Genomic DNA, 25,852 nt, shown 5'->3' with positions numbered 1-25,852 from the left:
CCCGTCCGTCACCGGGGAACAGGGGTCGTCATGGCCGAGCCGCGCACCTTCACGGAGCAGAACCCGATCCGTGTCTTCCTGCTGGACGACCACGAGGTCGTACGACGCGGCATCACCGACCTCCTGGACACCGAACCGGACATCTCGGTGGTCGGCGACGCGGGCACCGTCGAGCACGCCCTCGCCCGCTGCCCGGCGGTGCGCCCGGACGTCGCCGTGCTCGACGTACGGCTCCCGGACGGTGACGGCATCTCGGTCTGCCGCGAGCTGCGCAGCCAGTTGCCGGAGCTGGCCTGTCTGATGCTGACCTCGTTCGACGAGGAGGACGCCCTGCTCGACGCCATCATGGCCGGGGCCTCGGGCTACGTCCTCAAGCAGATCAGGGGCTCCGACCTGGTCGAGGCGGTACGGACGGTCGCCTCGGGCCAGTCGATGCTGGACCCCGCGACCACGGCCCGTCTGATGCGCTCGCTGCGCGCCGAGCCCGTCGAGACCCCGGCCCTGTCGCCCGAGCTGGCGAGCCTGTCCCCGCGTGAGCGGGACATCCTCGCCCTCATCGGGGACGGGCTGACGAACCGTGAGATCGGCAAGAGGCTCTACCTCTCGGAGAAGACCGTCAAGAACCACATCTCCCGGCTGCTGGCCAAGCTCGGTGTCCAGCGCCGGGTCCAGGCCGCGGTCCTGGCCTCGCAGTTGGAGCAGTCGCAGCCGGGTGACCGTACCGCGAAGTGAGCACGGGCCGGGCCGACCGGACCCCACCCGGGCCGGACGGCCCCTGCCCCTCCCGCGGCGCCCGGCGCCACGCTGGACCGGTCCACCGGAAAGCCCGACCGCCCACCATCGGCGCAGGGCGGGCAGGAGGCCCCGATGCGTACCGCAGCCCTCGACGGGACAACGCTGGAAAGGCTCGTCTCCGCGGCCGTAGCCGCTCCCTCGATCCACAACACCCAGCCCTGGCGCTTCCGCCTGGACCCGGAGACCCTCACGGTCGAGATCCGCGCGGCCAAGCACCGCGGCCTGCCCCACATCGACCCGAAGGGCCGCGCCCTGCACCTGTCCGTCGGCTGCGCCGTACTCAACCTCCGCGTCGCGGTCGAGCACTTCGGCTGGGAACCGGTGACCCGGCTGCTACCGCGCCCGGACGAGCCGGACCTGCTCGCCACCGTACGTCTCGGCGCCACCGCCAGGATGCCCTCGCACACTTCCCTGTACGAGGCCGTATGGCGCCGGCACAGCAGCCGCTTCCCCTTCTCCGAACGGCAGTTGCCCACCGCCCTGCTCACCGAACTGGCCGAAGCGGCCCATGTCGAAGGGGCCCGGCTGCACTGCCTCTCGCCCCGCCGGGCCGACGGCGTGCTGCTGCTGACCAGGGAGGCGGAGCACCGCAACATCACCGACGTGGACCGTGCCAAGGACAGCCGCCGCTGGGTGGGGGAGATGTGCGACACCGGACTGGGCATGCCGTCGGAGGTGCTCGGCCTCCAGGACTCCACGGAACGCGTCCCGATGCGCGACTTCGGCGCCCACCGCCACCAGAACGGGCTCACCGCGCGCCCCTTCGAGAGGCGGCCCTCCCTCGCGGTGCTGTCCACCGCGCACGATCGCCGGGCCGACTGGATGCGCGCGGGGCAGGCGCTCGAAAGGGTCCTGCTCGTGGCCACCGCGCGGGGGGTGCGGGCATCGCTCCTGCACCAGGCACTGGAATGGTCCGACCTGCGCGAACAGCTCGTGGCACCGACACCCGCCCGCTCCGCGCACGCGCAGATGGTGATCCGCCTCGGATACGGCCCCGAGGGACCCGCTTCACCGCGCTGTGACGCAGCCCCGCTGTCGGCCTCCGGCGGCTGACGCGGGTGTAGAGGGCCGAACACCGGAGCCTGGGTCCTGGTGAGGGTGTCCAGCACGTCGTGCACGTCATATACATCGTCCACGTCATACACGTCATGCACCTCATGGAGAGCCGGGCGGTCGGATCTCCTGTCCCGATGGCTGTCCCGCTTCGGCCCTGGCGTTGTGCCGTAGCAGTTCGGCCAGTACGGAGACGCCGTCGCGGTCTTCCAGCCCTGCCGCCATCGCCTGGTCGACGAGCTTGCGGTTCGCGTCCAGTTGGGCCATCGGTGCTCCCACGGACGATGCCAGCGCGTCGATCAGTGTCAGGTCCTTGGCGACCAGTGACAGCGTCATGTGGATGGCCGCTTCGCGTGGCCGTACGAAGTTGTCACGGTTGTACAGCACGAAGGGGGCCGCGGCCGCGCTCTGGGTGAAGGCGTCGTAGGCGGCGGCCCGGTCGATGCCGGCGCGCTCGGCGAGGACCAGTGCTTCGGCCAGTGCTGTCGCCATCGACAGCAGCAGTGAGTTGATCGCCAGCTTCATGATGCTGCCGTTGCCCGATGCCCCGAAGTGCAGGACGCGGGTGGCCAGGACGTCCATGACCGGACGCACACGGTCGAGTGCTTCTTCGGGGCCGCCGACCAGGAAGGTGAGTTCGCCGCGGGTGGCGAGTTCGACGGAACCGGACAGCGGGGTGTCGAGGAGAGTGGCGCCGCGTTCGAGGACCCGGGGTGCGAGGTCCCGTGTCGTCTGCGGAGCAACTGTGCTGGTCTCCAGGACAGTTGCTCCCTCGCGGAGTCCGGCGAGGACGCCGTCGGGCCCGTGGTAGACCTCGCCCACCGCCGTGTCGTCGGTCAGACAGACGATGACGATGTCGGCGGACGAGGCCGCCTCGCGCGGGGTGCCGGCCACGTCGGCGCCCGTCTCCGCCGCGACGTCGAGGGCGCGCGCCCGGGTCCGGTTGGTCACGGTCACGCGGTGCCCTGCCCGGCGCAGGCGCACCACCATGGGGCGGCTGATGCGGCCGATGCCGACCACGGCCAGCGTGGGCAGGGCGTCGATCACGCGTGGCCGCCGTTGAGGTCGAGGTTCACGCCGTTCGCGGCCGGGTTCTCCAGCAGGAACACGGAGCCCTCGACGATGTCCCGCATCGTGGGGACGGCACCGGTCAGGATCCGGGCGCGTGCCGCTTCTACGGCCGGCTGGTTGCCGGCCCAGTACGGGCTGTCGCCGACCATGCCGGGGTGGATGGCGTTGACGCGGACCGGCGCGAGTTCCTTGGCCAGCGTCGCCACCAGGCCTGTCACGCCGGCGTTCACGGTGGTGACCGTGGTGGAACCGGGGTAGGGCACGTCCTTGGCCAGGCCGCCGAACAGCAGCACGGAGCCGGTGGGGGAGATGCGCGACCGCAGGGTGTGGACGACCGTGGTGTAGCCGACGATCTTGGCGATCGCCAACTCCGTCGCCCCGGCGATGTCGTAGGCGGCGATCGTGTTGTTGTCGCGCCGCATCCCGGTGAGAACGATCGAGTCGATGTGCTCGATGCCGCTCAGCGCGTCCTTGAGAATCTCGGGCCTGGAGAGATCGGCTTGGATGCCCCGCACGTAATGAGTGGAATTCACCTCGGTATTGATTTCCGCGGCTATCTTCTCGGCGCGTGCGCTGTCGCGGCCGGCGATGATCACGGAGGCGCCCTGGCGGGCATAAGTCGCCGCCAGCTCGCGGCCGATGCCGGAGGTACCTCCAACGATCAAAACCTGCTTGCTCATGACCTTCCTTTCGTCAGACAGCGGGAGTTGCTGTCGATGGCAGCCTGGCGCAGAAAGGCATATCGAGTCCAACGAAAAACATTGACAGGTGTTATCGAAGAAATCGATAATTACCCGGTGGAATTACGGCAGTTACGCTATTTCATCACCGTGGCCGAAGAGCTCAGCTTCACCCGCGCCGCGGCACGCCTCTTCGCCGCCCAGTCGACCGTGTCGGCAGCCGTCCGCGTTCTGGAGGAGGAGCTGCAGGTGTCGCTCTTCGACCGGTCCACCAGGGCGGTGGCCTTGTCCCCGGCGGGCGAGGCGTTTCTGCCCGAGGCCAAGTCGGTCGTCGTAGCCGCGGAACGGGCGAGGGAAGTGGTCGGCCAGGCGTCGAGAACCCTGCGGGGCAGCTTGCGCATCGGCACGATGACCCGCATCACGGCTCTCGACCTGCCCCGCCTGGTGGGGGCCTTCCGTCAACGCCACCCCCTGGTGGACATACAGATCCAGGTCTCCGGATACGGCTCGGGCGGCATCGCCGAGGACGTGCGGCGCGGCCGCCTCGATGTCGGCGTCGTGGCCCTGGCCGCCACCGACGCGCGCGACCTCGACCTGCGGCAGTTCGCGACGATCCCGTACGTGGTGATCCTGCCGTCCGAGCATCCGCTGGCGCGGCGGGAACGCGTCGCGCTGAAGGACCTCGCCCACGAGAACTTCGTGTCGGGGGCGAGCGGCTTCGGGTCGCGCGCCGCCATGGACCGGGCCTTCGGCGAACTCGGCATCACGCGCCGCGTGTCCGTCGAGATCACGGACATCGCCTCGGCCGCGTCGTATGTGCGGGCCATCGGTGGCGCCGCCGTCGTACCCCGTTACGAGCCGGTGGGCACGGCCGGGGTGGTCGTCAAGCCGGTGTCCGGGCCCGTGCCCTCGCTCGCCCTGTCGTTCGCGGTCCGCGCGGGCCGCGAACCGAGTCCCGCTGTCGCCGCCTTGCTGCGGCTCAGCCCCAACTACACGCGCGACGACGGGACGTTCTGAACAGCAGCCCCGCCCTCCGAGCGGCCGGGGACCGTTCCAAGTCGCCGGCGGCAGCGAGTGTCATGCCTGGACGGTGGGGCGGACGTTGATCTCGCCGATCTCGACATCGCCGGGCTGCTCGACGGCGAAGGCCACCGCGCGGGCGATCGCCGCCGGAGGGATGCCCATCGCGTCCATGTTCTTGCGTGTCGCGTCGCGGATGTGCGGGTCCGTCATGGAGCCGGCGAGATCGGTGCGGACGTATCCCGGCGAAATGGCCGTCGTGCGCACCACCCCGTCGGTGGACTCCCTGCGCAGGCCCTCGTGGACCGAGCGCACCGCGTTCTTGGTCGCGGCGTAGACGGCCATCGAGGGGGTCGCGCCGGACAGGCCGGCCACGGAGACGATGCTGACCAGGTGGCCCGACCCCTGCTCGTGGAAGACGGGCAGCGCGGCGGCGACGCAGTTGAGCATGCCGCGGAGGTTCACGTCGATCATGGCCGACCAGCCCTCGGTGTCGAGGGCGGCCAGCGGGCTGATGGGGGCGATGCCGGCGTTGTTCACCAGCACGTCGATCCGGCCGTACTGCTCGACCGTGGCGGACACCAGGCGCCGTAGGTCCTCGGCCTTGGTGACGTCGACGACGCAGGTGGCGGCCTGGCCCCCCTCCTCCCGGATGTCCCGCGCTATGGCGTCGACGCGCTCGCCGCGGCGGGCCGCGAGGACGACCGCGGCGCCGCGCCGGGCGAGCAGACGGGCCGTGGCCTCACCGATGCCACCGCTCGCTCCGGTGATGGCGACGATCTTGCCGTGAAGAGAGAGCACTGCTGCCTCCAAGTAAAGTGGACACGTGTCCGCTGTGTGACCCAGCCTACCGGACACGTGTCCACTTGTCGGGGGCGGAACATGAGGAGAGGCCCATGAGTGCGCCGGCACGCCGTCAGGACGCGGCCCAGAACCGGATCCGCATCGTCGAGGCCGCCCGCGCGGCCCTCGCCGAGTCCAGCCACGTCCACCTCAACGAGATCGCCAAGCGCGCCGGAGTAGGACAGGGAACCCTCTACCGGAACTTCCCCAACCGCGAGGCCCTCCTCGCCGAGGTCTACCGGCGCGACGTCGAAGAACTCGTGACGGCCGCTCCCGCCCTGCTGGCGGAACACGAGCCCGTGGAAGCCCTGCGGCACTGGCTCGACCGGGTGATCGACTACGCCGAGATCAAGTACGGCGTCCTGGCGGCGCTCGAGCCGGCGGCGTGGCACGACCTTGTCGCCCACAGCCAGAACCCCATCGAAGGCGCCCTCGGCCACCTCCTGGACGCCGGGAAAGCGGCCGGTTCCCTCCGCATGGATGTGGACGCCCGCGGGGTCCTCCTGCTCATCGCCTACCTCGGTCGAGTGGACCGGGACGAATGGGAGTCGATGGCACGGCCGCTGATGAACGTCATCCTCGACGGCCTTCGGCGACAGGACGCGGACCGGTGAGTCCGTGACCGGCCGGTAGCGTCGGGGAAATCGCCTTCGAGGTGCTGGACGACGGTGTACCGGTCTCGGCTCCGACGAGTGTGGTGGGTGTGGGTGTACCGGGAGCCGGTCCGCTCCAGCCGGTACCCGATGGCGGCCGGCCCCCGGTAGGTGCGGCCGTCTCCCTCGAACTCCGGCCCCCGCAGGTCCTCTTGGGCCCGCACCCCGCCCACGTACGCCGTCGAGACGTGGACGACGTGGGTGTCCCGGTCGGCCGGCGAGAGCACCGCGCGCAACGGGTCCACGGTGACCGCCTCCGCCTCCGTCCTGCTCATCGTCCAGCGGGTGGAGGCGGCGGTGTGCACGATCACGTCCCAGTGCCCGGACAGGATCCCGAACGCGCGGTCGCGTGTCAGCCGTTCCTCATGGTGGTGGGAACACGGTGAACGGTTGCCGCGACACCTCCGTACCCCCTGACATGACCCCCCAGGCACCGGCACCACAGCCCACCCGAGGACACACCGCCCGTCTGCGCCGAGGCGCCGCGCTCGCCCTGCTCCCGTTGGCCGTGGCCTGCGGTGGAGGTGAGGGTGAGGGCGCGGCGGAGCGCAAGCGGGCGGCGGCCGTGACCGCCGCTCCCGAGGCCGGTGTCGTCGCTCCGGCGAAGGTCGAGGTGATCGCCGGGCTGACCGGGTGCACCGCCGAGATCCGGATCGAGGCGGAGGAACTGCGCGAGGGGCTGTGCAGCACGAAGCAGGGCGACTACCGGATCACCACGTTCCCCGAGGAGCGGTACAAGGTGACCTGGCTCGACACCGCGGCCGTCTACGGCGGCAAGTACCTCGTCGGCACCCGCTGGGTCGTCAGTGCGCGGCCGGAGCTGCTGGAGGGTTTCCGGGCCCGACTCGGCGGCACCGTACAGGAGTTGCGCGGCATCGGGCCCACGGCGTCGGCCTCCTTCGGGCCTTGAGTCACCCCTCCGTGCGGAGGTGGTCCAGTACCTCCTCCAGCGGGAGGTCGAAGCGGTCCTTGTCGCCGTCCCACCGGCGCAGCACGCTCGCCGCGCCCTGCGCCAGCTCCGGCGGCAGCCCGGCCGTGTCCAGGGTGGCCGCGATCTCCTCCAACTCCGGTGCCCAGCGCCAGGCCCGCGCCGCGACGCTCGGGAGCTGGTCGGTCTCGGCGAGGATGTTCGACGTCAACGAGCCTGCCTCACGGGCGAGTTCGGCGGCCACGCCGTGATGCGCGGCGAGGGCGTGCGACACGGCGGCCAGCACGCGGGCCGACTTCTGGTACGAGGCGTACGCCATCTTCAACGCCGACGCGGCACCGACCGAGGCGTCCAGAGGGTGGGCCACGACCCACGTGTCCTCGAACACCCCTGCCACGCGGGCGACTTGCTCCCCGTCGCCGCTCAGATACAGGCGCGGCGCGCTGCCCGGCCCCGGCGGGCCGCCGACGATCGAGCCGTCGAGCATGAGCACGCCGAGCTCCGCGCACGCCGCCGCGATGCGCCTCGTACGGTCCGGGCTGATCGCGTTGGCCTCGACGTACACACCTCGGAAGGGGTGCGCGAGCACCTCGTGCGCCACGTCCTCCGCCGCGTGCGGCGGGCACACCGACAGCACGAAGTCGCTGACGGCCAGGGCCGATTCGAGGGACTCGGCCGGCTCCAGGCCTGCCTCGCGGGCGCGTTGGAGGCTGGCGGGGCTTCGGCCGGTGGGGACGTACAGCACCCGGGCGCCCGTACGGGTCGCCTGGCCGCCGACCTTCGCGCCCATGGCGCCGGGATGCAGAAGCGTGAACGTGGTCGTCATGGGCCTCACCGTACGAGGCCGCCGTGGGCAGGAAGATTTTCTTGAGCGTCGCGAGGACGAGTGTGGGGCATAGGAGAGGGGCATAGGAGATATGAGCCTCGGGAGGGCGCCATGAACCGACAGATCCGCGTTCGCGTCAGTCGCCGGCCCATTACGCCCCGCGACGACACCATCGACCGCAGGACGCCGTCGGGGCGGATCCTGCCCTACTGACACGCGCGGTCCGGCCCTACAGGGGTGACCGCCAACTCGCCGTCGTGCCACCGTCCTCGTACACCCGCAGCCGTACGGCATCCCGGCCGTCCGGCAGCGGTGTCGTCACGTCGACCGTGATCTCCAGGCGGGAGACACCGGACGCGACGGCGGCGAGGGCGCGGCGCAGGGCGGTGAGGAGTCGGGTCGCCACCTCGTCGGGGACGAGGGTGTCCACCGGACCCTTGAAGTGGGTCGAGGGCGGGAAGCCGAGGACGGCCGACGCGCTCGCCGCCTCCCGAAGTACCTTTCCCCGGAGGGTGGTCGGGGGTTCCGCCGGGGGTTGCTGCAGGGCGAAGATCGCCGTGCGGACCTCCTGGATCGTCGACTGGAGTTCGTCGACGGCACGGCCGAGGACCTCGTGGGCCGGGTCGGCCGGCCCGCCTCTGCGCTGCGCCGACTCCAGCAACATGCCCGTGGCGAACAGCCGTTGGACCACCAGGTCGTGCAGATCGCGGGCGATACGGTCGCGGTCCTCGTAGACGGCGAGGCGTTCGCGGCTGTGCTGGGCGTCGGCCAGCACCAGGGCGAGGGCGGCCTGGGACGCGAACTGCGTTGCCAGCAGGCGTTCCACGGCCGTGTAGGGGCGGTCGCCCGGGCGGCGGGGGAGGGCGAGGGTGCCGATGAGACGGCCGTCCGCCTGGAGCGGGAGCATCATGCTGGGGCCGAACCGGTGCCGTACATGCGTGGTCATGCGGGGGTCGGTCGCCGAGTCGTCGATGAACACCGGTTCGCCGCCCAGGAGTTGGACGAGGACGGGGCTGCCGGGCTCGATGGTCGTACCGACGATGTCGCCCGCGTCCTCGTAGGCGGACGCGGTGACGATCTCCATGCCGCCCGCCGGAGTGGGCTGGAGGATGACGCCCGCGGCGGCGTCGGCGAGGGCCCGCGCGCCCTCCGCGACCGTCACCAGCGCGTCGGCCGCGCTCTCGCCGGTGAGCAGCGCGGTGGTGACGGCCGCCGCGCCCTCGATCCAGCGTTCGCGCTGCCGGGCCGCCTCGTACAGGCGGGCGTTGCCGATCGCGATGCCGGCCTGGGCGGCGAGGACGTGCAGGAGTTGCTCGTCCTCGGCGGTGAAGGGGGCGGCGTGGCGTTTTCCGGCGAGGTGGAGGTGGCCGAAGACCTCGTCGTGGACGTGGATCGGCACGCTGAGCACACCCGTGGGCGGCGGCTCGGCCCCGCCGGTACGGATCTCGGTGAGGCCGTCCTGCCCGGGGTCCGTCGTGCCGAGCGCCGCGTAGCGCGCGCCGGTCAGTTCGGCGGCGCCGTCCACGATGTGCTGGAGCGTGGTGCGCAGTTCGAGCTCGGAACCGACGCTCAGGACGGCTTCGAGGAGGCGGGAGAGACCGGGGACGCCGGCCCGCGGGCCGGCCGGGTCCGGGCTCAGGCGCTCGCCAGCGGGGCCAGGACCAGCGGCTCGATCTTGCCCTCCAGCATGTAGCCCAGGCCCTGTACGGCACACACGTCCGGCCGCTCCGCGATGTGCACCGGCATCCCGGTCGCCGCGCGCAGCATCTGGTCGAAGCCGGGGAGCAGCGCGCTGCCGCCGACCATCATGATCCCGCGGTCCGCGAGGTCGGCCACCAGGTCGGGCGGGCAGTTGCGCAGCACCCGGCCGATCCCGTCGAGCACGGCGGTCAGCGGGGTCTCGATCGCGTCCCGTACGGCCGCGGTGTCGACCCGCACCGAACGGGCGAGGCCGCTCGCCACGTCCCGCCCGTGGATCTCGGTGGTGCTCGGCCCGTGCGGGGTGAGACCGTTGCCGGACAGGGCGAGTTGGAGCGGTCGTACGGACTGGCTCGGGAGCATCAACTCGTGTTCGTGGCGCAGGTGTTGGACGATCGCGTGGTCGACGGCCTCGCCGCCGACCGGGATGCGTTCGGCGGTGACGATCGAGCCGAGGGAGAGCACGGCGACCTGGGTCGCGGCGGCGCCGCACACCATGATCATGGTGGCCTCGGGCCGCTCCACGGGGAGCCCGCAGCCCACGGCGGCGGCGATCAGCGTGTCGACCAACTCCACGCGGCGCGCGCCGAGCCCGACCAGCGTCTCGATCGCGGCCCGCTGAGCCAGCGGATCGGCGTCGTGCGGGGTGCAGGCGGCGGCCCGCAGCCGGGGCTTGCGGCGCAGCGCGCGGCGCACCTTGTCGCCGATCAGGTGCCGCAGCATGCGCTGCGCCATCTCGATGTCGACGACGGTCCCGCCGGAGACCGGCCGCACGACCCGGATGTAGTCGGGCGTACGGCCCGTCATCTTCTCCGCGAACTCTCCTACGGCGATCAGCGCGCCGGTCCGGGTGTTCACGGCGGCGACGGACGGCTGGTCGACGACGAGCCCGGCACCCTTGACGTAGACGCGAGTGCGCGCCGCGCCGAGGTCGACGGCGAAATGGCAGCGGCGCAACTGCTCCAGACTGACGGTCATGGCAGGTTCTCCCGAGAGCGCGGACCGGGCTTCGCCGGGCGGCGGGCCTCCTTCGCATCGTGCGGGGGTGGGGGAGCGGGCGCGTCTTGTGGTGGGCCGGGTGGGGTGCCGCTGAATGGGGGATTTGTCCGCAATGCCCGACTTAAAGAATAAGTAAGGGGCAGTTGGTGAGGTCCCGTCACTCACCCGGGCCACGTCGCCCGGACCACCCCCAGCTCAGCCAAGTCCTGCGGCCGAAGGCGGAGTTGGTCGGCGGTGGATTCCGTCTCCTCCCTCGGCCGCTTCAGGATCGCGGCGGCGGCCTCCGGTGCGATCACCGAGAAGTAACTGTCCGGCGTGGCCCAGGTGTTGCCCGGCGCGGCGAGCGCCAGCGCACCCCCGGAACCGCCCTCGCCGATCAGCAGCGTGGTGACCGGGACACGAGCGGACGCCACCGCACCGAACAGGTCCGCGATCGCGGCCCCCGCCCCCAGCTTCTCCGCCTCGGCGTCGTTCGCCGCGCCCGGGGTGTCCACCAGCGTCAGCACCGGAATGCCGAGCCGCTCCGCGAGCCGGATCAGCCGCGCGGCGGTGCGATACCCGGCGGGACGCGTCGCCGTCCCCGCCTGCGCGGCATACGCGACCGCCCGCCCCTCCCGCTCACCGAACCCGCACAGCATGCCCGCGTCGGTACCCCCGCACCGGTCACCACTGATCGCGAGCCGGTGGGTGAAGTAGGCGTCCAAGTAGCGCTCAGCACGCGGACGTTGAGCCGAGCGAGCGCGCTGCACGGCTTCCCAGCCGGTGACGGGGAGGTCGGCCGGGGTGGGGTGACCCGACCGGGCGGGGTGAGTTGTCTCCTGTGCGGTCGCCGGAGGGGCGGGCGCGTCGCGGGGAGCCGACCGGGCGTCGTGCGCGCCCCCTCGCGGATCAACTGCGGCATGCTGAGCCGTCGGGCCGGTCTGCGCGGTCTCTTGTGCGGCTCCGGGTGGGTCGGCTGTGGTGTGTTGAGTCGGGTGGGCGTCTTGCGTGGTTTCTCGTGCGGCCTCGGGTGGGTCGGCTGGGGTCTGCTGGGCCGGCGGAGCGGTCTGCTTGGTCTCCTGTGCGACCTCGGGTGGATGGGCCGCGGTGCGCTGAGTCGGCCGGGCGTCCTGCGTTGCTTCGCGTGCGCCTACGGGTGGGTCGGCCGCGGTGGGGTGAGCCGGTTCGGCGTTGTGCGCGGTCTCTTGTGCGGCCCCGGGGATGTCGGCCGTCGTGTGCTGAGCCGCCCCGGCGTCCTGCGCGGCCTCGTGTGCGGTCACCGGAGGATCAGTCGCCGCACGCCGAGCCGACAGCGCGCCTCGCGCGGGCTCTCCTGCCGCCCCCGGCGGGTCGGCCTCGCCGAGGGCAGACGGCACACCCTCCTGCCCCGGGGCGAGGACGGGGGCCAGCCCCTCCCGCCCTCTGGCCGCCAGGCCGGTCGCCCCCAGCGGCGCAGGCACCGGTGCCTGTCCCGCCCACGGGGTGGTCAGCAGGCGGAGCCACTTCCCCAGGGTCTCCTTCAGGTCCTCCGGTCGTACGATCGCGTCGGCCGCGCCCGCTGCCACCTGGGCCTCGGCCCGGTACGCCGTCGGGTCCGCGTCCGGGGGACGGACGCGGGAGCCCGCGAAGCCGACCTGGGCGTCGGGCAGGGCCAGGATCACATCGGCGCCCGCGCCGAGCGTGGCCCAGCCGCCGCCCGTGGTCGGGTCGCGCAGTACCGCGATCTGGGGGAGGCCGGCCTCTCTGGTGAGCGCCGACTGGCATGCCACGCGCTGGAGTTGGGTGAGGGCGATCATGCCTTCCTGCATCCGGCTGCCCCCGGTGGCGATCAACGGCACGACCGGCAACCGGTGTTCACGGGCATACGTGTACGCCGCCTCCAGCCGGTCCCCGGTGCGTTCGCCCAGCGAGCCGCCGAGGAAGCCGAACTCGAAGGCGATCAGCACCGCTCGCGTGCCCGACACCCTCGCCGTGCCGCAGATCACCGACTCCGACTCACCGGTGCGGTCGGCGGCGCGGGCGCGCGAGGCGTCGTAGCCCTGCCAGGCGAGGGGGCCGTCGGGCTTGGACTCCCGCGCGGGGTAAGGGAGTTCGGTGAAAGTGGCGGAGTCCGCGACGAGGGCGACGGTCTCGCGGGCCGAGAGCCGCTCAGCCATCGGTCAGGGAGCGCTTCAGGATCTTCCCCATGTCGTTGCGGGGGAGCACGGAGAGATGGTGGACGACACGGGGGCGCTTGTGGGGGGCCAGAAGGCTCGCCACGTGGTCGGCCAACTCGGCCAGTTCCGGCGGAGATTGGGGGTCCGCAGGCACGATCCACGCCACCACCCGCTCGCCCAGGTCGGGGTCCGGTTCACCGGTGACGGCGGCCTCGCGAACCCCGGGGTGTTCGAGGAGCGCGTTCTCGATCTCGCCCGCGCCGATCTTGTAACCCCCGCTCTTGATCAGGTCCGTTGCCTTGCGGCCGACGATCCGGACATAGCCGTCGGGGTCGCGCACGGCCATGTCGCCGGTGCGGAACCAGCCGTCCTCGGTGAACGCGGCGGCCGTGGCGTCCGGCCGGTTGAGGTACTCCGTGAACAGGTTCGGCCCGCGCACCTGGATCTCGCCCACGCTCTCGCCGTCGTACGCGGAAAGGGGCGTGCCGTCCTCCTCGACCAGCCGCAGTTCCACGCCGGGCAACGGGACCCCCACCGTCCCGGCGCGCGGCTCGCCGTCCGCCCGCACGCTCGGCCGGGGGTCCGGGGGTGTCCACCGGGACGAGCACAGCATGAGGGTCTCCGTCATGCCGTAGCGCTCGATGACGCGGCGCCCGGTCGCCGACGTGATCCGCTCGTGGTCGTGGACCGGCAGCGCGGCCGAACCGGAGACCAACAGCCGTGCCCGGGCGAGGGACTTGGCGAGTGCGGGGTCGTCGGGGAGGGACTCGGCGATGCGGTGGTACATCGTCGGCACGCCGAACATCATGGTCGCGCCGTCGTTCAACTCCCGTGTCACGCCCTCCGTGCTGAACCTGCCCAGGTGCCGCACCGAGCCGCCGCGCCGCAGCGGACCCAGGATGCCCAGCACCAGACCGTGCACATGGAACAGCGGCAGCCCGTGTACGAGGACGTCGTCGCCGGTCCACTGCCAGGCGTCGGCGAGCGCGTCCAGCGTCGTGGCGATCGCCCGGCGCGGGATGACGGCACCCTTGGGCGGGCCGGTGGTGCCGGAGGTGTAGACGACGAGGGCGGCGTCCTCGTCGGACACCTGGACGTCGGCGACCGTCCCCACCGCGCGCACGTCGACGTCGATACGCTCCAACTCCCTTAGTGCAGACGGCAGTTCATCTCCCGGAGCCGCCAGCACCACCGTCGGCGCGCTGTCCGCCAGGATGTGCCCCAGCTCCTTCTCGCCGGACTTCGGATTGAGCGGCACCGCGGCCACCCCGGCCCGCAGCGCCGCCACGACCGCGACCGCCGTCTCCAGCGAGGGGGTGGCCCACACCGCGACCCGGCCCGCGCCCCGGCACCGGGCCGCGAGGGCGTCCGCCGCCGCGGCCAGCTCCGCGTACGTCAGGGACCGGTCGCCGAACGTGAGAGCGGGCTGGTCGCCCGGGTTCGTCAGAGCCGGGAAGAGTGTGGACACGCGGTGCACTCCTTAGCCGTCGGGTCAGTGGTCCCCAGACGTCGGGGACACCCCCGTTCCTACACCACGTCCGCCACCACACAACTGACGTTGTCCGGACCCCCGGCCCCGTTCGCCGCGTCGACCAGCGCCCGTACCGCCTCCTCCGGGCCCGCACTCGCGGTGAGGAGTTCGCGGATCCGGTGCTCCGGGACGACCGCGGTCAGCCCGTCCGAGCACAGCAGATAGCGGTCGCCGCGCCGCGCGTCGTGGAGCTTCAGGTCGGGTTCGCCGGTGGTGAGGGCCTTGAGGAGCAGGGAGCGCTGCGGGTGGGACCCGGCCTCCTCGGCGGTCAGCCTGCCCTCGTCGATCAGCGACTGGACGACCGAGTGGTCGTGCGTGATCCGGAACAGCCCGCCCTCGCGCAGCAGATACGCGCGCGAGTCCCCGATGTGCACGAGCGCCAGCTTCGAGCCCGTCCACAGCAGCGCGGTCAGGGTCGTGCCGTTCTCGCTCGGATCGGCCACGTCACGGACCGCGTCGGTGGCGCCCCGTACCGCCTCCTCCAGCAGGTTGAGCACATTGCCCGCCGGCACCTCCTCGGTGTCCAGGAAGCGCAGTGCCTCCACCGCCGCGCCGCTCGCGGGCGCGCCCGCCGGACCGAACCCGTCGGCGACCGCGAGCAGCCGCGGGCCCGCGTACGCCGTGTCCTGGTTGGAGGGGCGGACCAGACCGCGGTCCGAGTGGGCGGAGTAACGCAGTTCCAGCATGGTGGTGTCCTTTCCCGGTACGGCCGCTCCGGCCGCGAGATGGTCGACGAGGAACCCGGCGAGATCCCGCCGCACCGCCGTCTCCGCCTCGACCCGGGCCCAGAAGGCACGGATCTCGCGGGCCGCCGCGGCCGGTTCGAGGGCGCACACCGTACGGATCGAGGCCAGCGGCATGCCCAGTCGCCGCAGCCACGCGACCAGCCGCGCCCGCTCCAACTGGTCCACCGCGTAGTACCGGTATCCGGTGTCGGGGTCCACGCGCGCCGGCCGCAGCAACTCCAGCTCGTCGTAGAGCCGCAGCGCCTTCGGCGACAGCCTGCACGCCCGCGCGAAGGCCCCGATCGTCAGCATGCTCATGCACGCCCCCTGTCTCGTCCGGTTCCGTCACCGATGCTGGGGCTTCACCGAAGGGGAAGGTCAATCCGGTTGCCCCGGTTGCGGGGGCCGTGGTTACCCTGCGAAAACGATCTACCGCCGTACGAAGCTGGAGGCTCCCGTGCCCCGTATCGCGCTCGCCACCTACGACCCCGGACCGAAGCCCAGCAAGGACCGCGACCTCCCGGTGCTGGTGGAGGCGTTGCGGGCGGCCGGGGCCGAGGCCGTCGCCGTGCCGTGGGACGACGCGGGGACCGACTGGGGCGCCCACGACCTCGTCGTCCTCCGGTCGACCTGGGACTACAGTTGGCGGCCGGTCGAGTTCATGGCCTGGGCCGAGCGGACCGCGAAGGCGACACGGCTCGCGAATCCGGTGCAGGTCGTGCGGTGGAACACCGACAAGCGCTACCTCGGCGACCTCGCGGCGGCCGGCGTGCCCGTCGTGCCGACCCGCTATCTCGCCCCCGGCGACCGGGCCGACCTCCCCGAGGACCACGAGTACGTCGTCAAGCCGACCTCCGGCGCGGGCGCCCGCTTCGCCGCCCGCTACACACCCGACGAGCACGAGACGGCCGTACGACAACTGGAGCGCATGCACGGGGAAGGGCTCACCGCGATGGTGCAGCCGTATCTGACGAACGTGGACGTCAGCGGGGAGCGGGCGCTGCTGTTCTTCGGGGGGCGGTTCGTGCACGCCTCGCGGAAGGGGGCCGTACTGGCGCGGGGCACGGCCTACGACGACGACAAGGTGTCCCACCCGGACCTGGAGCCGTGGACCGCGACCGAGGCCGAACTCTCCGTCGCCGAGCGGGCGTTGGCCGCCGTACCGGACGCGCCGGAGCTGCTGTACGCGCGCGTCGACCTCGTGGACGGGCCGGACGGGCAGCCGTGTGTGATGGAGCTGGAACTCGTCGAGCCGAATCTCTTCCTCGATCTGCATCCCGGATCGCTGGCCGTGGTGGTCGAGGCGATTCTCGCGGCCGCCGCTACTCCTTGACCGCCGTTCGTTGCAGCAGGCCCCAGGTGAACTCGGCCGCGCACTGGTGCCGTACGCCCTCGGCGTCCGGGGCGGTGAAGGCCAGGCCCCAGCGGGTGGGGGCGGTGCCCTCCAGGGGGCGGGCGGGGGCGAAGGCGCGGGCCGCCTCGTCGACCGTGCAGGACCAGGGGGTCAGGTCGTGCAAGGTGCGCAGGGGCGGGGGCGTGGCGCCGGGGGCGCGGACCAGCCATTCGTTCCATACGGCGCCGTTCGGAGCGGCGAGCACCTCGAAGCGGAGGTCGGGCCAGAGGGGGAGGGGCCACTGCCAGGCCTCGCAGTCCAGGTCGCCGATCCTGCGGTGCGCGGTCGACTCCGGGGTGCCGAGGATCGAGCGGTACCGGGAGGCGGCGGCCCGGCCTCTCGGGGAGTGCAGCATCGCCTGCCAGCGCTTGTTGGCCTCGCGCATGTCGGCGATCGAGACGCCCAGCTCATGACGGGCGTTCTCGACCAGGTCCGGGTTGTGGTCCGCCATGCGGCGCAGCAGGACGAGTTGGAAGTCGAGGGGGCTGAAGGGGCGGGCGGGGCGTTTCGCGTCGGGCATGCGATCCATCGTCGCGCACGGCACTGACATCGCCGTCGCCGTCGACGCCGGGGCTGCGGCCGTCGGGCAGGAACAGGACCGAGTTGACGTAACGGGGGCCGCGCGCGAAGGGCAGGACGCGGCGCAGCAGGCCCTGCGAGACGACGTACGAGGTGTTGGCCTGGTGTTCCTCCAGGGGGAAGGCCGCCAGCCGGACCCAGTCCCCGCTTCTGTCCGGCAGGACCCAGCCCTCGTAGCCGAGCAGGGACAGATAGGTCACCACTGGACCGATCGGCTGGATGCGTGACTCCAGTTCGACGAAGAGCGCCGGGTGGTCGCGGGTCAGGAGGCCGGTCGCGCCGTGCAGGACCGCCAGTTCGCTGCCGTCCACGTCGATCTTGATGAAGCCGACGTCCTTGAGGCCCAGGCCGTCGAGCGTGACGCAGGGGACGTGCACCGCGCGGGCGTGGATGTCCCGGCGGACCAGCGACGACACACCCCGGTCGCCCTCGTCGTCCGGGGGCAGCCACAGGCGGGCGGTGCCGGGGCGGTCCGAGGCGGCGGCCGGGATCACCATGGCGTTCGCGGGCGCGGCGGAGGTGAGGAGCCGCGCCAGGTGGGGGACCGGTTCGATGGTCACGACCTGGCGCGCGTGTCCGCAGAGGCGCTGCGTCCAGGGGCCGTACCAGCCGCCGATATCGACCGCCGTGCCGCAGTCGGGCGGCAACAGCTCGCCCAGGCGGGCCAGTTCGGGTTCGAAGCGGGGGTAGACGGCGCGGGCGGTGGCGGCGACCAGGCGGGTGGGGAGGAGGGGCACGAGGCGGGCGGTGAGGGTACGGGGGGTGGGGGTCATGGGGCCATCCGTTTGAGGAGTTCCACGTGCTCGGCCTCGTCGGTCACTTGCTCGCCGGAGGAGGGCAGGAGCTGCGGGATGCCGTCGACGATCGGGTAACGGCGGCGCAGCCGGGGGTTGTAGAGGGCGTCCGTGGGGAGCAGGTGCAGCGGGCCCTTGTCGAGCGGGCAGGCCAGGATCTTCAGCAGCGGGTCGTCCGGGTTCATGGGGGTGTCAACTCCTTGGCCTCGACAGGCTGTTGAGGCGCGTTGTCGTGCTTCGGCATGGTGAGCAGAACGGTGACCGCCAGGGCCGTGCCCCCGATCCGCAGGGCCAGCCGCAGCGGATCGTGCGGCAGGGCCTCGCCGAACGCGAGCGTGCCGAGCACCGCCGTGAACAGACTCGTCACCGTCGTGCACACCGGCACGATCAGCGAGGCCCGGCAGCGTTGCAGCGCCGCCTGGGACATGACCAGGCCGAACGCGCCCGTGAACAGCAGGAGATACGGGTACGGGGACTTGAGCAGGCCAACCACCGCCCCGCCCAGGTCACTTGTCGTCAGATAGCTCGACACCCCCTTGATGGCGAGCGAGCTGACCCCGTACAACAGGCCCACCGCCACCCCGTATTCGACGCCCGTGGTGGGCAGCCGGTGCCGGTGTCCTGCGCTGCGCTCGGTGGAGCGGTACAGCCAGACGCCGGCCGCCAGCGAGGGCACGCAGACCAGCAGGATCAGCGGATAGGGCGCGTTGCGGCTGACATGGTCCGAGCCCTGCTTGAGGGACAGTACGACCATCAACAGGGCGACCAGGATGGCACCGAGGGCGTACCGTTCGCGGCCGCTCGTCTCCTCGCCGAGCATCCGTGCGGACAGCAGCACGAGCAGGACCAGGCCCGATACGAAGATGCCCTGCGCGGCGGCGATCGGCAGCGTCCGGTACACGGCGAGCTGCGCGCCGAACCCGGAGGCCAGCGCGAGGGACCCGCCGATCCACAGCGGGCTGCCGAGCACCAGCCGCAGCAGCCTGGCCGGTTGACGGACCGTCACCTCGGGCAGGGCCGCGAGCGCCCGTTTCTCCAGGACGAAGCCGGTGCTGTACAGGACGTTCGCCAACAGGGCCGCGGCCACTCCCCACCACACGGCCGCGCCCCCTACGTCTTCCGCGCGTGCAGCAGCAGGATCGACGCCAACTGCGGTCTGGCACAGGCCAGTCGGTCCAGGGGGCGGAGTGCTCGCGGTACGCCGTGGAAGGGCGCGCCCTTGAGTCCTACGACCTCGAAACCGGCCGCCGTCACGAACTCCCGCAGCGCACGCGGGGTGTAGAGCCGCAGATGTCCTACGACCTCTTTGCCCGGGCGGCCGTGGATCGCGCGCAGGCTCACCTCGGAGAACACGGGCTGGACGCCGGCGAGCAGCAGGGCGCGGTTGTACCAGGCGGCCAAGTTCGGTGTGGACAGCATGAGATGGCCTCCCGGGCGAAGGACACGGCGGATCTCGGCGAGGGCGGTGTCCGGGTCGACGAGGTGCTCGATCACCTCGCTGAACAGCACGGCGTCGGCGGTTGCCGTGCGTAGTGGTAACGCGGTGAGTTCACCGCGCACGGTGTACGGCAGGTGGGTGCGGGCGCGGGTGAGGGCGTCCTGGGACCAGTCGACGCCGACGACGCGGTGGCCGGTGAGGAGCGGGGCGGCCGTGGCGGCGGCGGTCGCGTCGCCGCAGCCGATGTCGAGGATCGTGCGGGGGTGTTCGGTGGGCGCGCCCAGCGCGGTGGCCAGGATGCGGGCCTGGCGGAGGGTGCGGGAGTGGCCGGACGCGACGGGCACGGCGGGGTTCTCGTAGAAGTCCCGCAGGTCGGGGTGGTGCGGGACGGTCGTCGTCATGCCCGGTGCTCCTCCGTCGTGTGCAGGTAGTGCTCGAACAGGTCGCGGAGGTGGGCTCCGTCGCCGGGACCGAGGAGCGCGCGCGACCAGCGGAGGGCCACGTGCAGCCTGCCCGCGGTGGAGGCGGTCGTCACGGTGAGGCCGCGGGGCATCCGGGCCGGGGCGGAGAACCACACGGCGTGCGCGCGGCCCGCGGCGCCGCCGAAGTCCAGGGTGTACGGGACGCGGCCGATGTTGCTCAGGAGCGTGGTCGAGGTCCAGGGGGCGGCGGCTCTGCGGAGGCCCCGGGTGAGGGCGGCGCGCCAGGCCACGGGGACGACGGGGGACGTCAACAGGGTTGCCCCGTGGCCCAGTTGGGGGCGGTGGAGGGATTTGAGGGCGCGGGTCCGGGTCGCCGTGCGGTGGAGCAGTTCTCCCATTGCGGCCGGGTCGGAGGTCAACTCGCCCGGGGCGAAGGTGACTTCCACGAGTCTCGTGCCGTTGCCGATCGGCATGTCCGTGCCTCGGGGTCGGTCGTCCACCGGCATCGTGATGCGCATCGGGCGGGGGTGCGCGCCGTGTTCGCGGTTCCAGTGGGCGATCATCAGGGCCGTCGTGACCATGAGCTGGTCGTTCACCGTGTACGGGGAGCCCTTGGGGCGGTCGGGGACGGGGAGTTCGGTGAGGAGGAGGCCGTTCCCTCCGGGGGCCGGGTCGGGGGTGCCGGGGGCCACTCGGGCGGGTGGGGTCCATACGGAGGGGGTTTCCGTGGGGGGTTCGGGGGTGTCCGGGGGGCGGGTCGGCGGGGCGGTCGGGGTGTTGGCGTGGCCTCCGTACAGCTCCGCCGCGGTGGCGAGGACGCGGAGACAGGCGGGGCCGTCCAGGGCGGTGTGGTTGACGGTGAGGACGAGGGCGGTTCCGTGGGGGAGGTCGATTGCCTCCAGGCGGATGGGTGGGGACGCGGTCAGGGGTGGGGTGTTGGTCAGGGAGCGGGTGCGGGCCTGTTTGAGGGCGTCCTGGGTGGGGGGTGGGAAGGTCACCACGTCCATGTCCGGGGTGGTGGTCAACTCCCATTCGTAGCGGCGGCGGTACCAGGGGCCCGGGGCCTCGCGCATGAGGATGCGGGGGTGGTGGGTCAAGGCTTCGCCGAATGCGCTGCGGAGGCGCTCCGCGTTTATGGGGCCGGGGAGGTGGACCTCTATGTGGACTGTTTCCGGTTCTGCGGATTGGTGGCAGTGGCGGGCGATTTCGTCGACTGTGGGGAAGGGGATGCGGGTGGGGGAGCGAGGTTCGTTGAGTGTGGTCATTCAGGTTCGTCCCTTGACTGCGGGTTTGTGGGGGCTGGGCGCGCCCCGCGGCGGAGCCGCATATCGACCCAGCCCCGCGCCCCTGGAGGGGCGCTCCACTCGCGGACGCTTACAAGTGCTGCGAACAACCCGATCAATGCGAGGAGTTGGGCCGTGTGGCTGAATGCGCCCTCAGCCGCGCCCACCGGGGTCCCCGCTCCCGTTGCCGCCGTGATTCCCGCCCCCGCCAATGCCACGAACGCGATCGGTACGAGCAACGCGTGGCGGCGGTATGCCAACAAGGCCAGTGCCGGGACCAGTAGGGCGAGCCAGCCCGCTATCACTACTCCCACCAGCGTCAGTGCCACCGTGCCCAGCCACAACCCCGGCAGTGGCGGGGGTGGTTGGGGCTCGTCGGGGTTGGGCTCTCGGCGGCGCCAGATCACCAGGGTCAGGAGGGCGGCCAGGGCTACTGCGCTGCCGATGAGGCCGGCCTCGTATGTCGTCGCCGGGGTGTAGGAGAGCTTGATCGTGCCGCCTGCGCCTGACGGGATGCGCCAGCCCTGTTGCCAGCCGTCCAGGCGGACCGGGGACAGCTCCTTGCCGTTCAGGGTGGCTTTCCAGCCGTCGTTGTAGTTCTCGTACGTCGTGAGGTACGAGGCCGCGCCCGAGCCCGCCGTCACCTCCCGGCGGTCGCCCAGCCAGTCCTGGATCGTCAACTTGCGGGACTCGGCGGTGGGTTCGGTGACCGTTCCCCGGGTCAGGGTGACGTCCGTGAGTTCCAGGGGGCCGGCGTCTCCCGCCTCCACTCGGTGCGTGCCCGACGTCAGCTCCAATGCCGGGTCCGTGCGGCTCTCCTGGCAGAGCGTCACTTCCACCGCCCGCCGTTCCGTCAGGTCCCTTACCGTCCCCTTCACGCTCGTCCGGTACAGCTCGCCGTCCACCGCCACCACCGGGCCCTTTCCGCAGGGCAGCGTGAAAGTGAGGGACGGGTCCGGCTGGGGGGTGCGGTACTGGTCCAGGGCCGGGATGTAGGCCTCGGTGAGACCCACGGGGAGTTGGAGGTTCTCGTCCGCTATCGGGTTGTGGAGGGTGAGCGGGGCCGTCTTCGTGACCGTGATGTCCAGGCGGTCCGTGGTGATCGGGTCGAAACGGGCCACGCCGTTCTCGTCCACGCCGGCGATCGTCGAGCCGTCGGGTGAGGCGATGTCGACCTCGGTCGCGCGGGTCGACAGGCCGCCCGCGGGGGCCAACACCACTTCCCCCACCGCCTGTTTGCCGGTCCAGGCCAGGTGGATCGTGGGGCGGTCGCCCGCGATCCAGCCCGTCGTCAGGTCGCCGTCCGTCAGGTTGCGCGCGGAGAGACCCGTGCCCAGCGCCGCCGTGGAGTCCGCCGTCGCCGTGATGCGGTGCTGCTGGGCGGGGGCCACCTCGTAGAGGAGTCTGTCCAGCTCCTCGCCGGGGGTCGCCACCGCGGTCGCCTTCATCTCGTACGTGCCCGCCGTCGACGTCGAGAAGGTGCGGTGCAGGCCCGCCTCCGTGCCCGTCGGGGAGAGTCCCGTCGGGTCGGCCGCGCGGTGCAGGGAGATGACCTCGGCCGCCGCGTCGGAGGCGTTCGAGTCGGAGGTGTCCGCGTCGGTGGGGAGTTTCAGGAGCCGGGTGACCTGGACGTGCGGCAGCGCGATCTCGGAGAAGCCCGCGCCGGTCAGGCCGGTCCGGCGGGCCACCGAGTCGACGATCGTCAGCTTCATCCAACTCGTCCCGCCCGCGGGCGATTTGATCGTCTGGGGCATGCCGTTCGGCTGGAGGTAGCTGGTCGCCGAGCCCTTCGCCGTCTCCACTCTCACCTCGGTCGCCGCCGCCCGCACGCCCTCCTGCGGGAGCGGCGTGACCTTGAACGAGCCGGGCATGTCGTACGACCCGCCCGCGAAGCCGATGCGCAGCCACTGCCCGTTCGGCGAGCCCGCCGCGCCCTCCGCCCACGCGGTGTCCGGGTTGCCGTCGAAGGCGTTCACCGGGTCGAACTGGGGCAGGTAGAAAAGCCAGTTGCCGCTGGAGGACGCCGTCACCGAGCGGGCGCCGCGCAACTCGGCCACCGTCTGATGGGCGATGCCCTTCGTCGGGAGGATCTGCTTCGGTTTCTTGCCCGCGTCCTGGACCGCGTCCGGCGCGTTGCGTTCGTCGGGGGTGTACGTGTACGACGTGTTGGCGTCGACCAGGCCGAACCGGGTGTCCGCGCGGCGCAGTCCGTCGCCGAGTATCCGGAGGGCGGGGGAGCCGAGGCCCGGGTGGTTGTCGCCGGTCAACACCGTTGCGCGGCCCCGGAGTTCGGTGGCCAGGGGGAGGAGGGACTCCGGGCCGCCGGAGACCACCGCCGTGTCGGCCACCGGCGTCAGACCGGCCTGCCCCGGCCGCGTCACGTCCTTGCTCGTCGGCTCGTAGATCTCCACCGCCCGCTGGCGCGGGTACAGGCCCTCGACCTGGAGCGGGGTGTCGTCGGCGATCCGGCCGCCGGTCATGGTCGGGCCGAGGCCGGTCACCCGTTGGTAGCCGGACTGTTCGAGGGTGCGCTTGACGGTGGTCGTCGGGACATAGCCGATCTGGTCGGGGTCGAGGTCGTTGCGGACGACGACGAAATAGACGCCCGCTCGGCTCAAGTAGTCGGCCAGGCCCGGGACTTCGCCACCGCCGGCCAGCGCCTGCTCGACCGCGTCCATCGCGCGCCGGTTGCCGGGGGTGCCCATCGGGACGTACTCCCGTTCCGCCCAGCGGGAGTCGGCCAGGACGTCCAGCGGCTCGTCGATGGGGGAGCCCCAGGTGTAGATGCCGTGCGCGGTCGCCGGGACGACCAGGGCCCGCGAGTCGGGGGAGTACGTGTGCAGCCAGTCGGCCGTCGCCTGCCAGTACTTGGGGAGCTGCTGGAACGAACCCGGGTTCAGGATCGACCCGTTGAGATACGGCCAGGCCAGCCCGGGCAGGACGAGGATCACCGCGATCAGCGGGGCGAGCCGGCGGCCCCGGACCCGGCGGGCGCCCCGCGACTCGGCGGCCACACCCACCAGGTGGGCCAGGCCCAGGACGAGGGCGAGGGCCAGGCCCGCCTGGAACTTGTAGATGTTGCGGAACGGGACGAGCGGGCCGTTCAGCCAGCCCTGCACCACCCCGTGGAAGGGCGCCCCGAACGCGCCGCCGTACCCGGCGAACAGGATCAGCGCGACCGACACCGCGACCAGCACCAGCCAGCGCCGCTCCGGCATGTCCCGACGGGCCAGCCCGGCAAGGCCGAGCCCCGCCGCGAACGCCGAACAGACGATCACGATCACCGAGGAGGCGACCGTCCAGCCGGCCGGTATCCAGGCCTCCCCGAGGTGCAGATAGGCGACCCAGTCACCGGCTCCGCGCAGGCCCTCCGTCGCCGACATGGTGTCCGTCGTGGTCTGCGAAGTCTCCACGTAGGGAAGGAAGTTCTCGCCGTAGACCCCGAGCATCAGCAGCGGGATCCACCACCATGCCGTGGCCAGGACGATCCCCGGCACCCACCAGGCGAGCAGCTTGCGCTGCCGTGGCCCGGGCGGGCGGGAGAGCAGATACAGGCCCACCGGGAGCAGGGACGCGAGGGTCGCCGCCGCGTTGACTCCGCCCATGAAGGGCACGATCAGCGCCGAGCGCAGGGCGGCCACGCGCGCCGTGTAGCGCTCGTTGGTCAGCGGCAGCAGCACCCAGGGGAGAAAGGCACCGGGGAGCGCGGCGGCCGAGGTCGAGCCGACGACGATCGTGAACACCGGCCACAGCGCGTACGTCACGGCGGCGAGAAGCCGGGACGCGGAGCTCCCGACCCGCAGCCGCTCGGCCAGCCGCAGCGCGCCCCAGAAGGCGACCGAGACGACGAGCGACAGCCACAGCCGCTCCGCCAGCCACACCGGCAGGTGCACGGCGTGGGCCAGCCAGTAGAACGGCAGCATCGGCCAGAGGTAGCCCGCGTACTGGTCCTGGATGCCCCCGAACGACCCCCGGTCGTGCCACAACTGCCCCAGATCGGACAGGAATTGGCCCGGGTCCACGGTGACACCGAGCTTGGTGTCGAAGGTCTGCCGCCCCGGATGCACGGCCAGCAACAGCACGAACACCACGACCCAGAACCCCAACAACCAGCGCCATGACCTCGGCCCCTCCGGGGGACCGGCCAGCGTCGTGGTGGTGGGATCGGCCGCCGGAGGCGGAACCTGGACCGTCGTCGCCGTCATGGTGGACACCGCCGGAGAATGAGGAGGAGGTTCCAGGTGGCCAACTCCCTTATCCCGGGCGCCTTGACGACGGCTCGGTCGAGGAAGGGCCAGTAGCGGGACCGCGCCGCGACGACCATCACGTCGTCACGGGCCCGGACCTGCCGCAGAGTGGTACCGATGTGCACGGCGAACAGGTTCTCGCCGAGGGTGTGCTTGGCGGCCTTTCCGGTACGCCGCCGATAGCGCGCGCGGGCCCGTTCGGCCCCGAAGTAGTGCCAGGGCGCCCACTCGTGACCGCCCCAAGGCGAAAGCCAGTTGGTGAACGACACATAGATCAGCCCACCGGGCCGGGTCACCCGCGCCAGCTCACTGAGAAACGTCTGCGGATCGGCCACATGCTCAAGGACGTTCGAGGAGAAGGTCACGTCCACGACCCCGTCGGACAGCGGCAACAAGTATCCGTCCGCGATGACGGTCCCGTCGGGCGGCTTTTGCCCCAACTCCCGTACGTCCGGCTCGAACAGGTAGGCGCGGGCCCCGCGCCGCCGAAACTCCTCGGTGAAGTACCCGCTCCCACCGCCGACATCGACGACGGTCCGACCGGCGACGGGACCGTAATAGGCCTCGACTTGATCGGCAGCGTCACGAGCGAGGAGTGAATAGCAGGCTTCCGGGTCGTCCTGCTCATGCAGAAAGGCACGGAACAGGGCGAGAGAGCGGCTGAGGGAGGGATCCTTGAAACCCCGGCGAGGTGAAGCGCCCCTTGAGGGGCGCGGGGCTGTATCGATATGCGGCTCCG

At 71.9% G+C, this 25,852-nt stretch carries 23 protein-coding genes and 2 pseudogenes; 6 read left to right on the top strand and 19 right to left on the bottom strand.

What is annotated here, in order from left to right:
* Window positions 1-30: 30 nt before the first annotated feature.
* Both OG223_RS17485 and OG223_RS17480 read left to right on the top strand, forming a co-directional pair.
* A complete protein-coding gene (locus OG223_RS17485) occupies window positions 31-732 on the top strand; it encodes a response regulator transcription factor (protein WP_329249058.1) in 702 nt (233 codons plus the stop codon).
* 135 nt (window positions 733-867) lie between these two features.
* On the top strand, window positions 868-1,848 hold the full coding sequence (locus OG223_RS17480; protein WP_329249055.1) for an Acg family FMN-binding oxidoreductase: 981 nt from the start codon (window positions 868-870) through the stop codon (window positions 1,846-1,848).
* 102 nt (window positions 1,849-1,950) lie between these two features.
* Here the strand turns inward: OG223_RS17480 and OG223_RS17475 are convergent, their stop codons facing one another.
* Both OG223_RS17475 and OG223_RS17470 read right to left on the bottom strand, forming a co-directional pair.
* Window positions 1,951-2,895: an NAD(P)-dependent oxidoreductase gene (locus tag OG223_RS17475; RefSeq protein ID WP_329249052.1), complete on the bottom strand. Its 945-nt coding sequence runs from the start codon at window positions 2,893-2,895 to the stop codon at window positions 1,951-1,953.
* A complete protein-coding gene (locus tag OG223_RS17470) occupies window positions 2,892-3,599 on the bottom strand; it encodes an SDR family NAD(P)-dependent oxidoreductase (protein ID WP_329249049.1) in 708 nt (235 codons plus the stop codon). The genes OG223_RS17475 and OG223_RS17470 overlap by 4 nt, the downstream gene beginning before the upstream one ends.
* Before the next feature lie 117 nt (window positions 3,600-3,716).
* Here OG223_RS17470 and OG223_RS17465 point away from each other — a divergent pair, with 117 nt between their 5' ends.
* The gene (locus OG223_RS17465) at window positions 3,717-4,616 is read left to right on the top strand and encodes a LysR family transcriptional regulator (RefSeq protein ID WP_329249046.1); all 900 of its coding nucleotides are present in this window, start codon (window positions 3,717-3,719) and stop codon (window positions 4,614-4,616) included.
* A 60-nt stretch (window positions 4,617-4,676) separates the two neighbouring features.
* Here OG223_RS17465 and OG223_RS17460 read toward each other — a convergent pair whose 3' ends face one another.
* Window positions 4,677-5,420 carry an SDR family oxidoreductase gene (locus OG223_RS17460; RefSeq protein ID WP_329249044.1) on the bottom strand — a complete coding sequence of 248 codons (744 nt, stop codon included), beginning with the start codon at window positions 5,418-5,420 and terminating at the stop codon, window positions 4,677-4,679.
* A 95-nt stretch (window positions 5,421-5,515) separates the two neighbouring features.
* On the opposite strand from OG223_RS17460, the gene OG223_RS17455 reads away from it, so the two are divergent.
* Complete coding sequence (locus OG223_RS17455; protein ID WP_329249042.1) at window positions 5,516-6,076, top strand: TetR/AcrR family transcriptional regulator; 561 nt, start codon at window positions 5,516-5,518, stop codon at window positions 6,074-6,076.
* Here OG223_RS17455 and OG223_RS17450 read toward each other — a convergent pair.
* A complete protein-coding gene (locus tag OG223_RS17450) occupies window positions 5,977-6,549 on the bottom strand; it encodes an SDR family oxidoreductase (protein ID WP_329249040.1) in 573 nt (190 codons plus the stop codon). The two genes, OG223_RS17455 and OG223_RS17450, sit on opposite strands and share 100 nt — an antisense overlap.
* Between OG223_RS17450 and OG223_RS17445 the strand changes: the two genes are divergently transcribed.
* Window positions 6,534-7,025, top strand: a complete 492-nt coding sequence (locus OG223_RS17445) for a hypothetical protein (protein WP_329249037.1) — start codon at window positions 6,534-6,536, stop codon at window positions 7,023-7,025. The genes OG223_RS17450 and OG223_RS17445 overlap by 16 nt on opposite strands.
* 1 nt (window position 7,026) lies before the next feature.
* Here OG223_RS17445 and OG223_RS17440 read toward each other — a convergent pair whose 3' ends face one another.
* The 7 genes and pseudogenes from OG223_RS17440 to OG223_RS17410 all read right to left on the bottom strand — a co-directional run bounded on the left by OG223_RS17440 (window position 7,027) and on the right by OG223_RS17410 (window position 15,275).
* Window positions 7,027-7,869, bottom strand: coding sequence for an NAD(P)-dependent oxidoreductase (locus OG223_RS17440; RefSeq protein ID WP_329249034.1), 843 nt, complete (start codon window positions 7,867-7,869; stop codon window positions 7,027-7,029).
* A 229-nt stretch (window positions 7,870-8,098) separates the two neighbouring features.
* Window positions 8,099-9,508, bottom strand: coding sequence for a GAF domain-containing protein (locus OG223_RS17435; RefSeq protein ID WP_443073841.1), 1,410 nt, complete (start codon window positions 9,506-9,508; stop codon window positions 8,099-8,101).
* Entirely contained in the window at window positions 9,505-10,545 is a 1,041-nt protein-coding gene (locus OG223_RS17430) for a rod shape-determining protein (protein WP_329249030.1), read from the bottom strand. The genes OG223_RS17435 and OG223_RS17430 overlap by 4 nt, the downstream gene beginning before the upstream one ends.
* A 182-nt stretch (window positions 10,546-10,727) precedes the next feature.
* Window positions 10,728-11,345: pseudogene (locus tag OG223_RS53955) on the bottom strand (carboxyl transferase domain-containing protein); the annotation flags it as partial.
* A 588-nt stretch (window positions 11,346-11,933) separates the two neighbouring features.
* Window positions 11,934-12,701 (bottom strand): annotated as a pseudogene (locus OG223_RS17420) (carboxyl transferase domain-containing protein); the annotation flags it as partial.
* Window positions 12,694-14,169: an acyl-CoA synthetase gene (locus OG223_RS17415; protein WP_329249027.1), complete on the bottom strand. Its 1,476-nt coding sequence runs from the start codon at window positions 14,167-14,169 to the stop codon at window positions 12,694-12,696. The pseudogene OG223_RS17420 and the gene OG223_RS17415, both read right to left, overlap by 8 nt.
* Before the next feature lie 59 nt (window positions 14,170-14,228).
* A complete protein-coding gene (locus OG223_RS17410; RefSeq protein ID WP_329249024.1) occupies window positions 14,229-15,275 on the bottom strand; it encodes a MerR family transcriptional regulator in 1,047 nt (348 codons plus the stop codon).
* A gap of 139 nt (window positions 15,276-15,414) precedes the next feature.
* Between OG223_RS17410 and OG223_RS17405 the strand changes: the two genes are divergently transcribed.
* The gene (locus OG223_RS17405) at window positions 15,415-16,290 is read left to right on the top strand and encodes an ATP-grasp domain-containing protein (RefSeq protein WP_329249020.1); all 876 of its coding nucleotides are present in this window, start codon (window positions 15,415-15,417) and stop codon (window positions 16,288-16,290) included.
* On the opposite strand, the gene OG223_RS17400 is transcribed toward OG223_RS17405, so the two are convergent.
* The 8 genes from OG223_RS17400 to OG223_RS17365 are packed head-to-tail and all read right to left on the bottom strand — an operon-like array spanning window position 16,280 to window position 25,841.
* Window positions 16,280-16,870: a hypothetical protein gene (locus OG223_RS17400; protein ID WP_329249018.1), complete on the bottom strand. Its 591-nt coding sequence runs from the start codon at window positions 16,868-16,870 to the stop codon at window positions 16,280-16,282. The two genes, OG223_RS17405 and OG223_RS17400, sit on opposite strands and share 11 nt — an antisense overlap.
* A complete protein-coding gene (locus OG223_RS17395; protein ID WP_329249015.1) occupies window positions 16,758-17,702 on the bottom strand; it encodes an FkbM family methyltransferase in 945 nt (314 codons plus the stop codon). The genes OG223_RS17400 and OG223_RS17395 overlap by 113 nt, the downstream gene beginning before the upstream one ends.
* Window positions 17,699-17,908, bottom strand: coding sequence for a Trm112 family protein (locus OG223_RS17390; RefSeq protein ID WP_329249012.1), 210 nt, complete (start codon window positions 17,906-17,908; stop codon window positions 17,699-17,701). The genes OG223_RS17395 and OG223_RS17390 overlap by 4 nt, the downstream gene beginning before the upstream one ends.
* Window positions 17,905-18,810 (bottom strand): hypothetical protein, encoded by a 906-nt coding sequence (locus tag OG223_RS17385; RefSeq protein ID WP_329265325.1) that lies wholly within the window; start codon window positions 18,808-18,810, stop codon window positions 17,905-17,907. The genes OG223_RS17390 and OG223_RS17385 overlap by 4 nt, the downstream gene beginning before the upstream one ends.
* Window positions 18,811-18,833: 23 nt before the next feature.
* Window positions 18,834-19,562 carry a class I SAM-dependent methyltransferase gene (locus tag OG223_RS17380; protein ID WP_329249009.1) on the bottom strand — a complete coding sequence of 243 codons (729 nt, stop codon included), beginning with the start codon at window positions 19,560-19,562 and terminating at the stop codon, window positions 18,834-18,836.
* The gene (locus OG223_RS17375; protein ID WP_329249006.1) at window positions 19,559-20,848 is read right to left on the bottom strand and encodes a condensation protein; all 1,290 of its coding nucleotides are present in this window, start codon (window positions 20,846-20,848) and stop codon (window positions 19,559-19,561) included. The genes OG223_RS17380 and OG223_RS17375 overlap by 4 nt, the downstream gene beginning before the upstream one ends.
* Window positions 20,845-25,071, bottom strand: a complete 4,227-nt coding sequence (locus tag OG223_RS17370) for an alpha-(1->3)-arabinofuranosyltransferase (protein WP_329265323.1) — start codon at window positions 25,069-25,071, stop codon at window positions 20,845-20,847. Before OG223_RS17370 ends, OG223_RS17375 begins: the two co-directional genes overlap by 4 nt.
* On the bottom strand, window positions 25,068-25,841 hold the full coding sequence (locus OG223_RS17365) for a class I SAM-dependent methyltransferase (RefSeq protein WP_329265321.1): 774 nt from the start codon (window positions 25,839-25,841) through the stop codon (window positions 25,068-25,070). Before OG223_RS17365 ends, OG223_RS17370 begins: the two co-directional genes overlap by 4 nt.
* Window positions 25,842-25,852 lie beyond the last annotated feature (11 nt).

This window comes from Streptomyces sp. NBC_01478 (assembly GCF_036227225.1).
In the GTDB taxonomy this organism is placed as follows: domain Bacteria; phylum Actinomycetota; class Actinomycetes; order Streptomycetales; family Streptomycetaceae; genus Streptomyces.
The sequence above is the reverse complement of the archived record's forward strand: the minus strand, read 5'-3'. Positions and strand labels throughout refer to the sequence as shown.

Excerpts from the sequence above, each read along its gene's own strand:
- OG223_RS17485 (WP_329249058.1), top strand. The coding sequence starts at position 31 with ATGGCCGAGCCGCGCACCTTCACGGAGCAGAACCCGATCCGTGTCTTC.
- OG223_RS17480 (WP_329249055.1), top strand. The coding sequence starts at position 868 with ATGCGTACCGCAGCCCTCGACGGGACAACGCTGGAAAGGCTCGTCTCC.
- OG223_RS17470 (WP_329249049.1), bottom strand. The coding sequence starts at position 3,599 with ATGAGCAAGCAGGTTTTGATCGTTGGAGGTACCTCCGGCATCGGCCGC.
- OG223_RS17455 (WP_329249042.1), top strand. The coding sequence starts at position 5,516 with ATGAGTGCGCCGGCACGCCGTCAGGACGCGGCCCAGAACCGGATCCGC.
- OG223_RS17445 (WP_329249037.1), top strand. The coding sequence starts at position 6,534 with ATGACCCCCCAGGCACCGGCACCACAGCCCACCCGAGGACACACCGCC.
- OG223_RS17440 (WP_329249034.1), bottom strand. The coding sequence starts at position 7,869 with ATGACGACCACGTTCACGCTTCTGCATCCCGGCGCCATGGGCGCGAAG.
- OG223_RS17430 (WP_329249030.1), bottom strand. The coding sequence starts at position 10,545 with ATGACCGTCAGTCTGGAGCAGTTGCGCCGCTGCCATTTCGCCGTCGAC.
- OG223_RS17410 (WP_329249024.1), bottom strand. The coding sequence starts at position 15,275 with ATGAGCATGCTGACGATCGGGGCCTTCGCGCGGGCGTGCAGGCTGTCG.
- OG223_RS17400 (WP_329249018.1), bottom strand. The coding sequence starts at position 16,870 with ATGCCCGACGCGAAACGCCCCGCCCGCCCCTTCAGCCCCCTCGACTTC.
- OG223_RS17395 (WP_329249015.1), bottom strand. The coding sequence starts at position 17,702 with ATGACCCCCACCCCCCGTACCCTCACCGCCCGCCTCGTGCCCCTCCTC.
- OG223_RS17390 (WP_329249012.1), bottom strand. The coding sequence starts at position 17,908 with ATGAACCCGGACGACCCGCTGCTGAAGATCCTGGCCTGCCCGCTCGAC.
- OG223_RS17380 (WP_329249009.1), bottom strand. The coding sequence starts at position 19,562 with ATGACGACGACCGTCCCGCACCACCCCGACCTGCGGGACTTCTACGAG.
- OG223_RS17375 (WP_329249006.1), bottom strand. The coding sequence starts at position 20,848 with ATGACCACACTCAACGAACCTCGCTCCCCCACCCGCATCCCCTTCCCC.
- OG223_RS17370 (WP_329265323.1), bottom strand. The coding sequence starts at position 25,071 with ATGACGGCGACGACGGTCCAGGTTCCGCCTCCGGCGGCCGATCCCACC.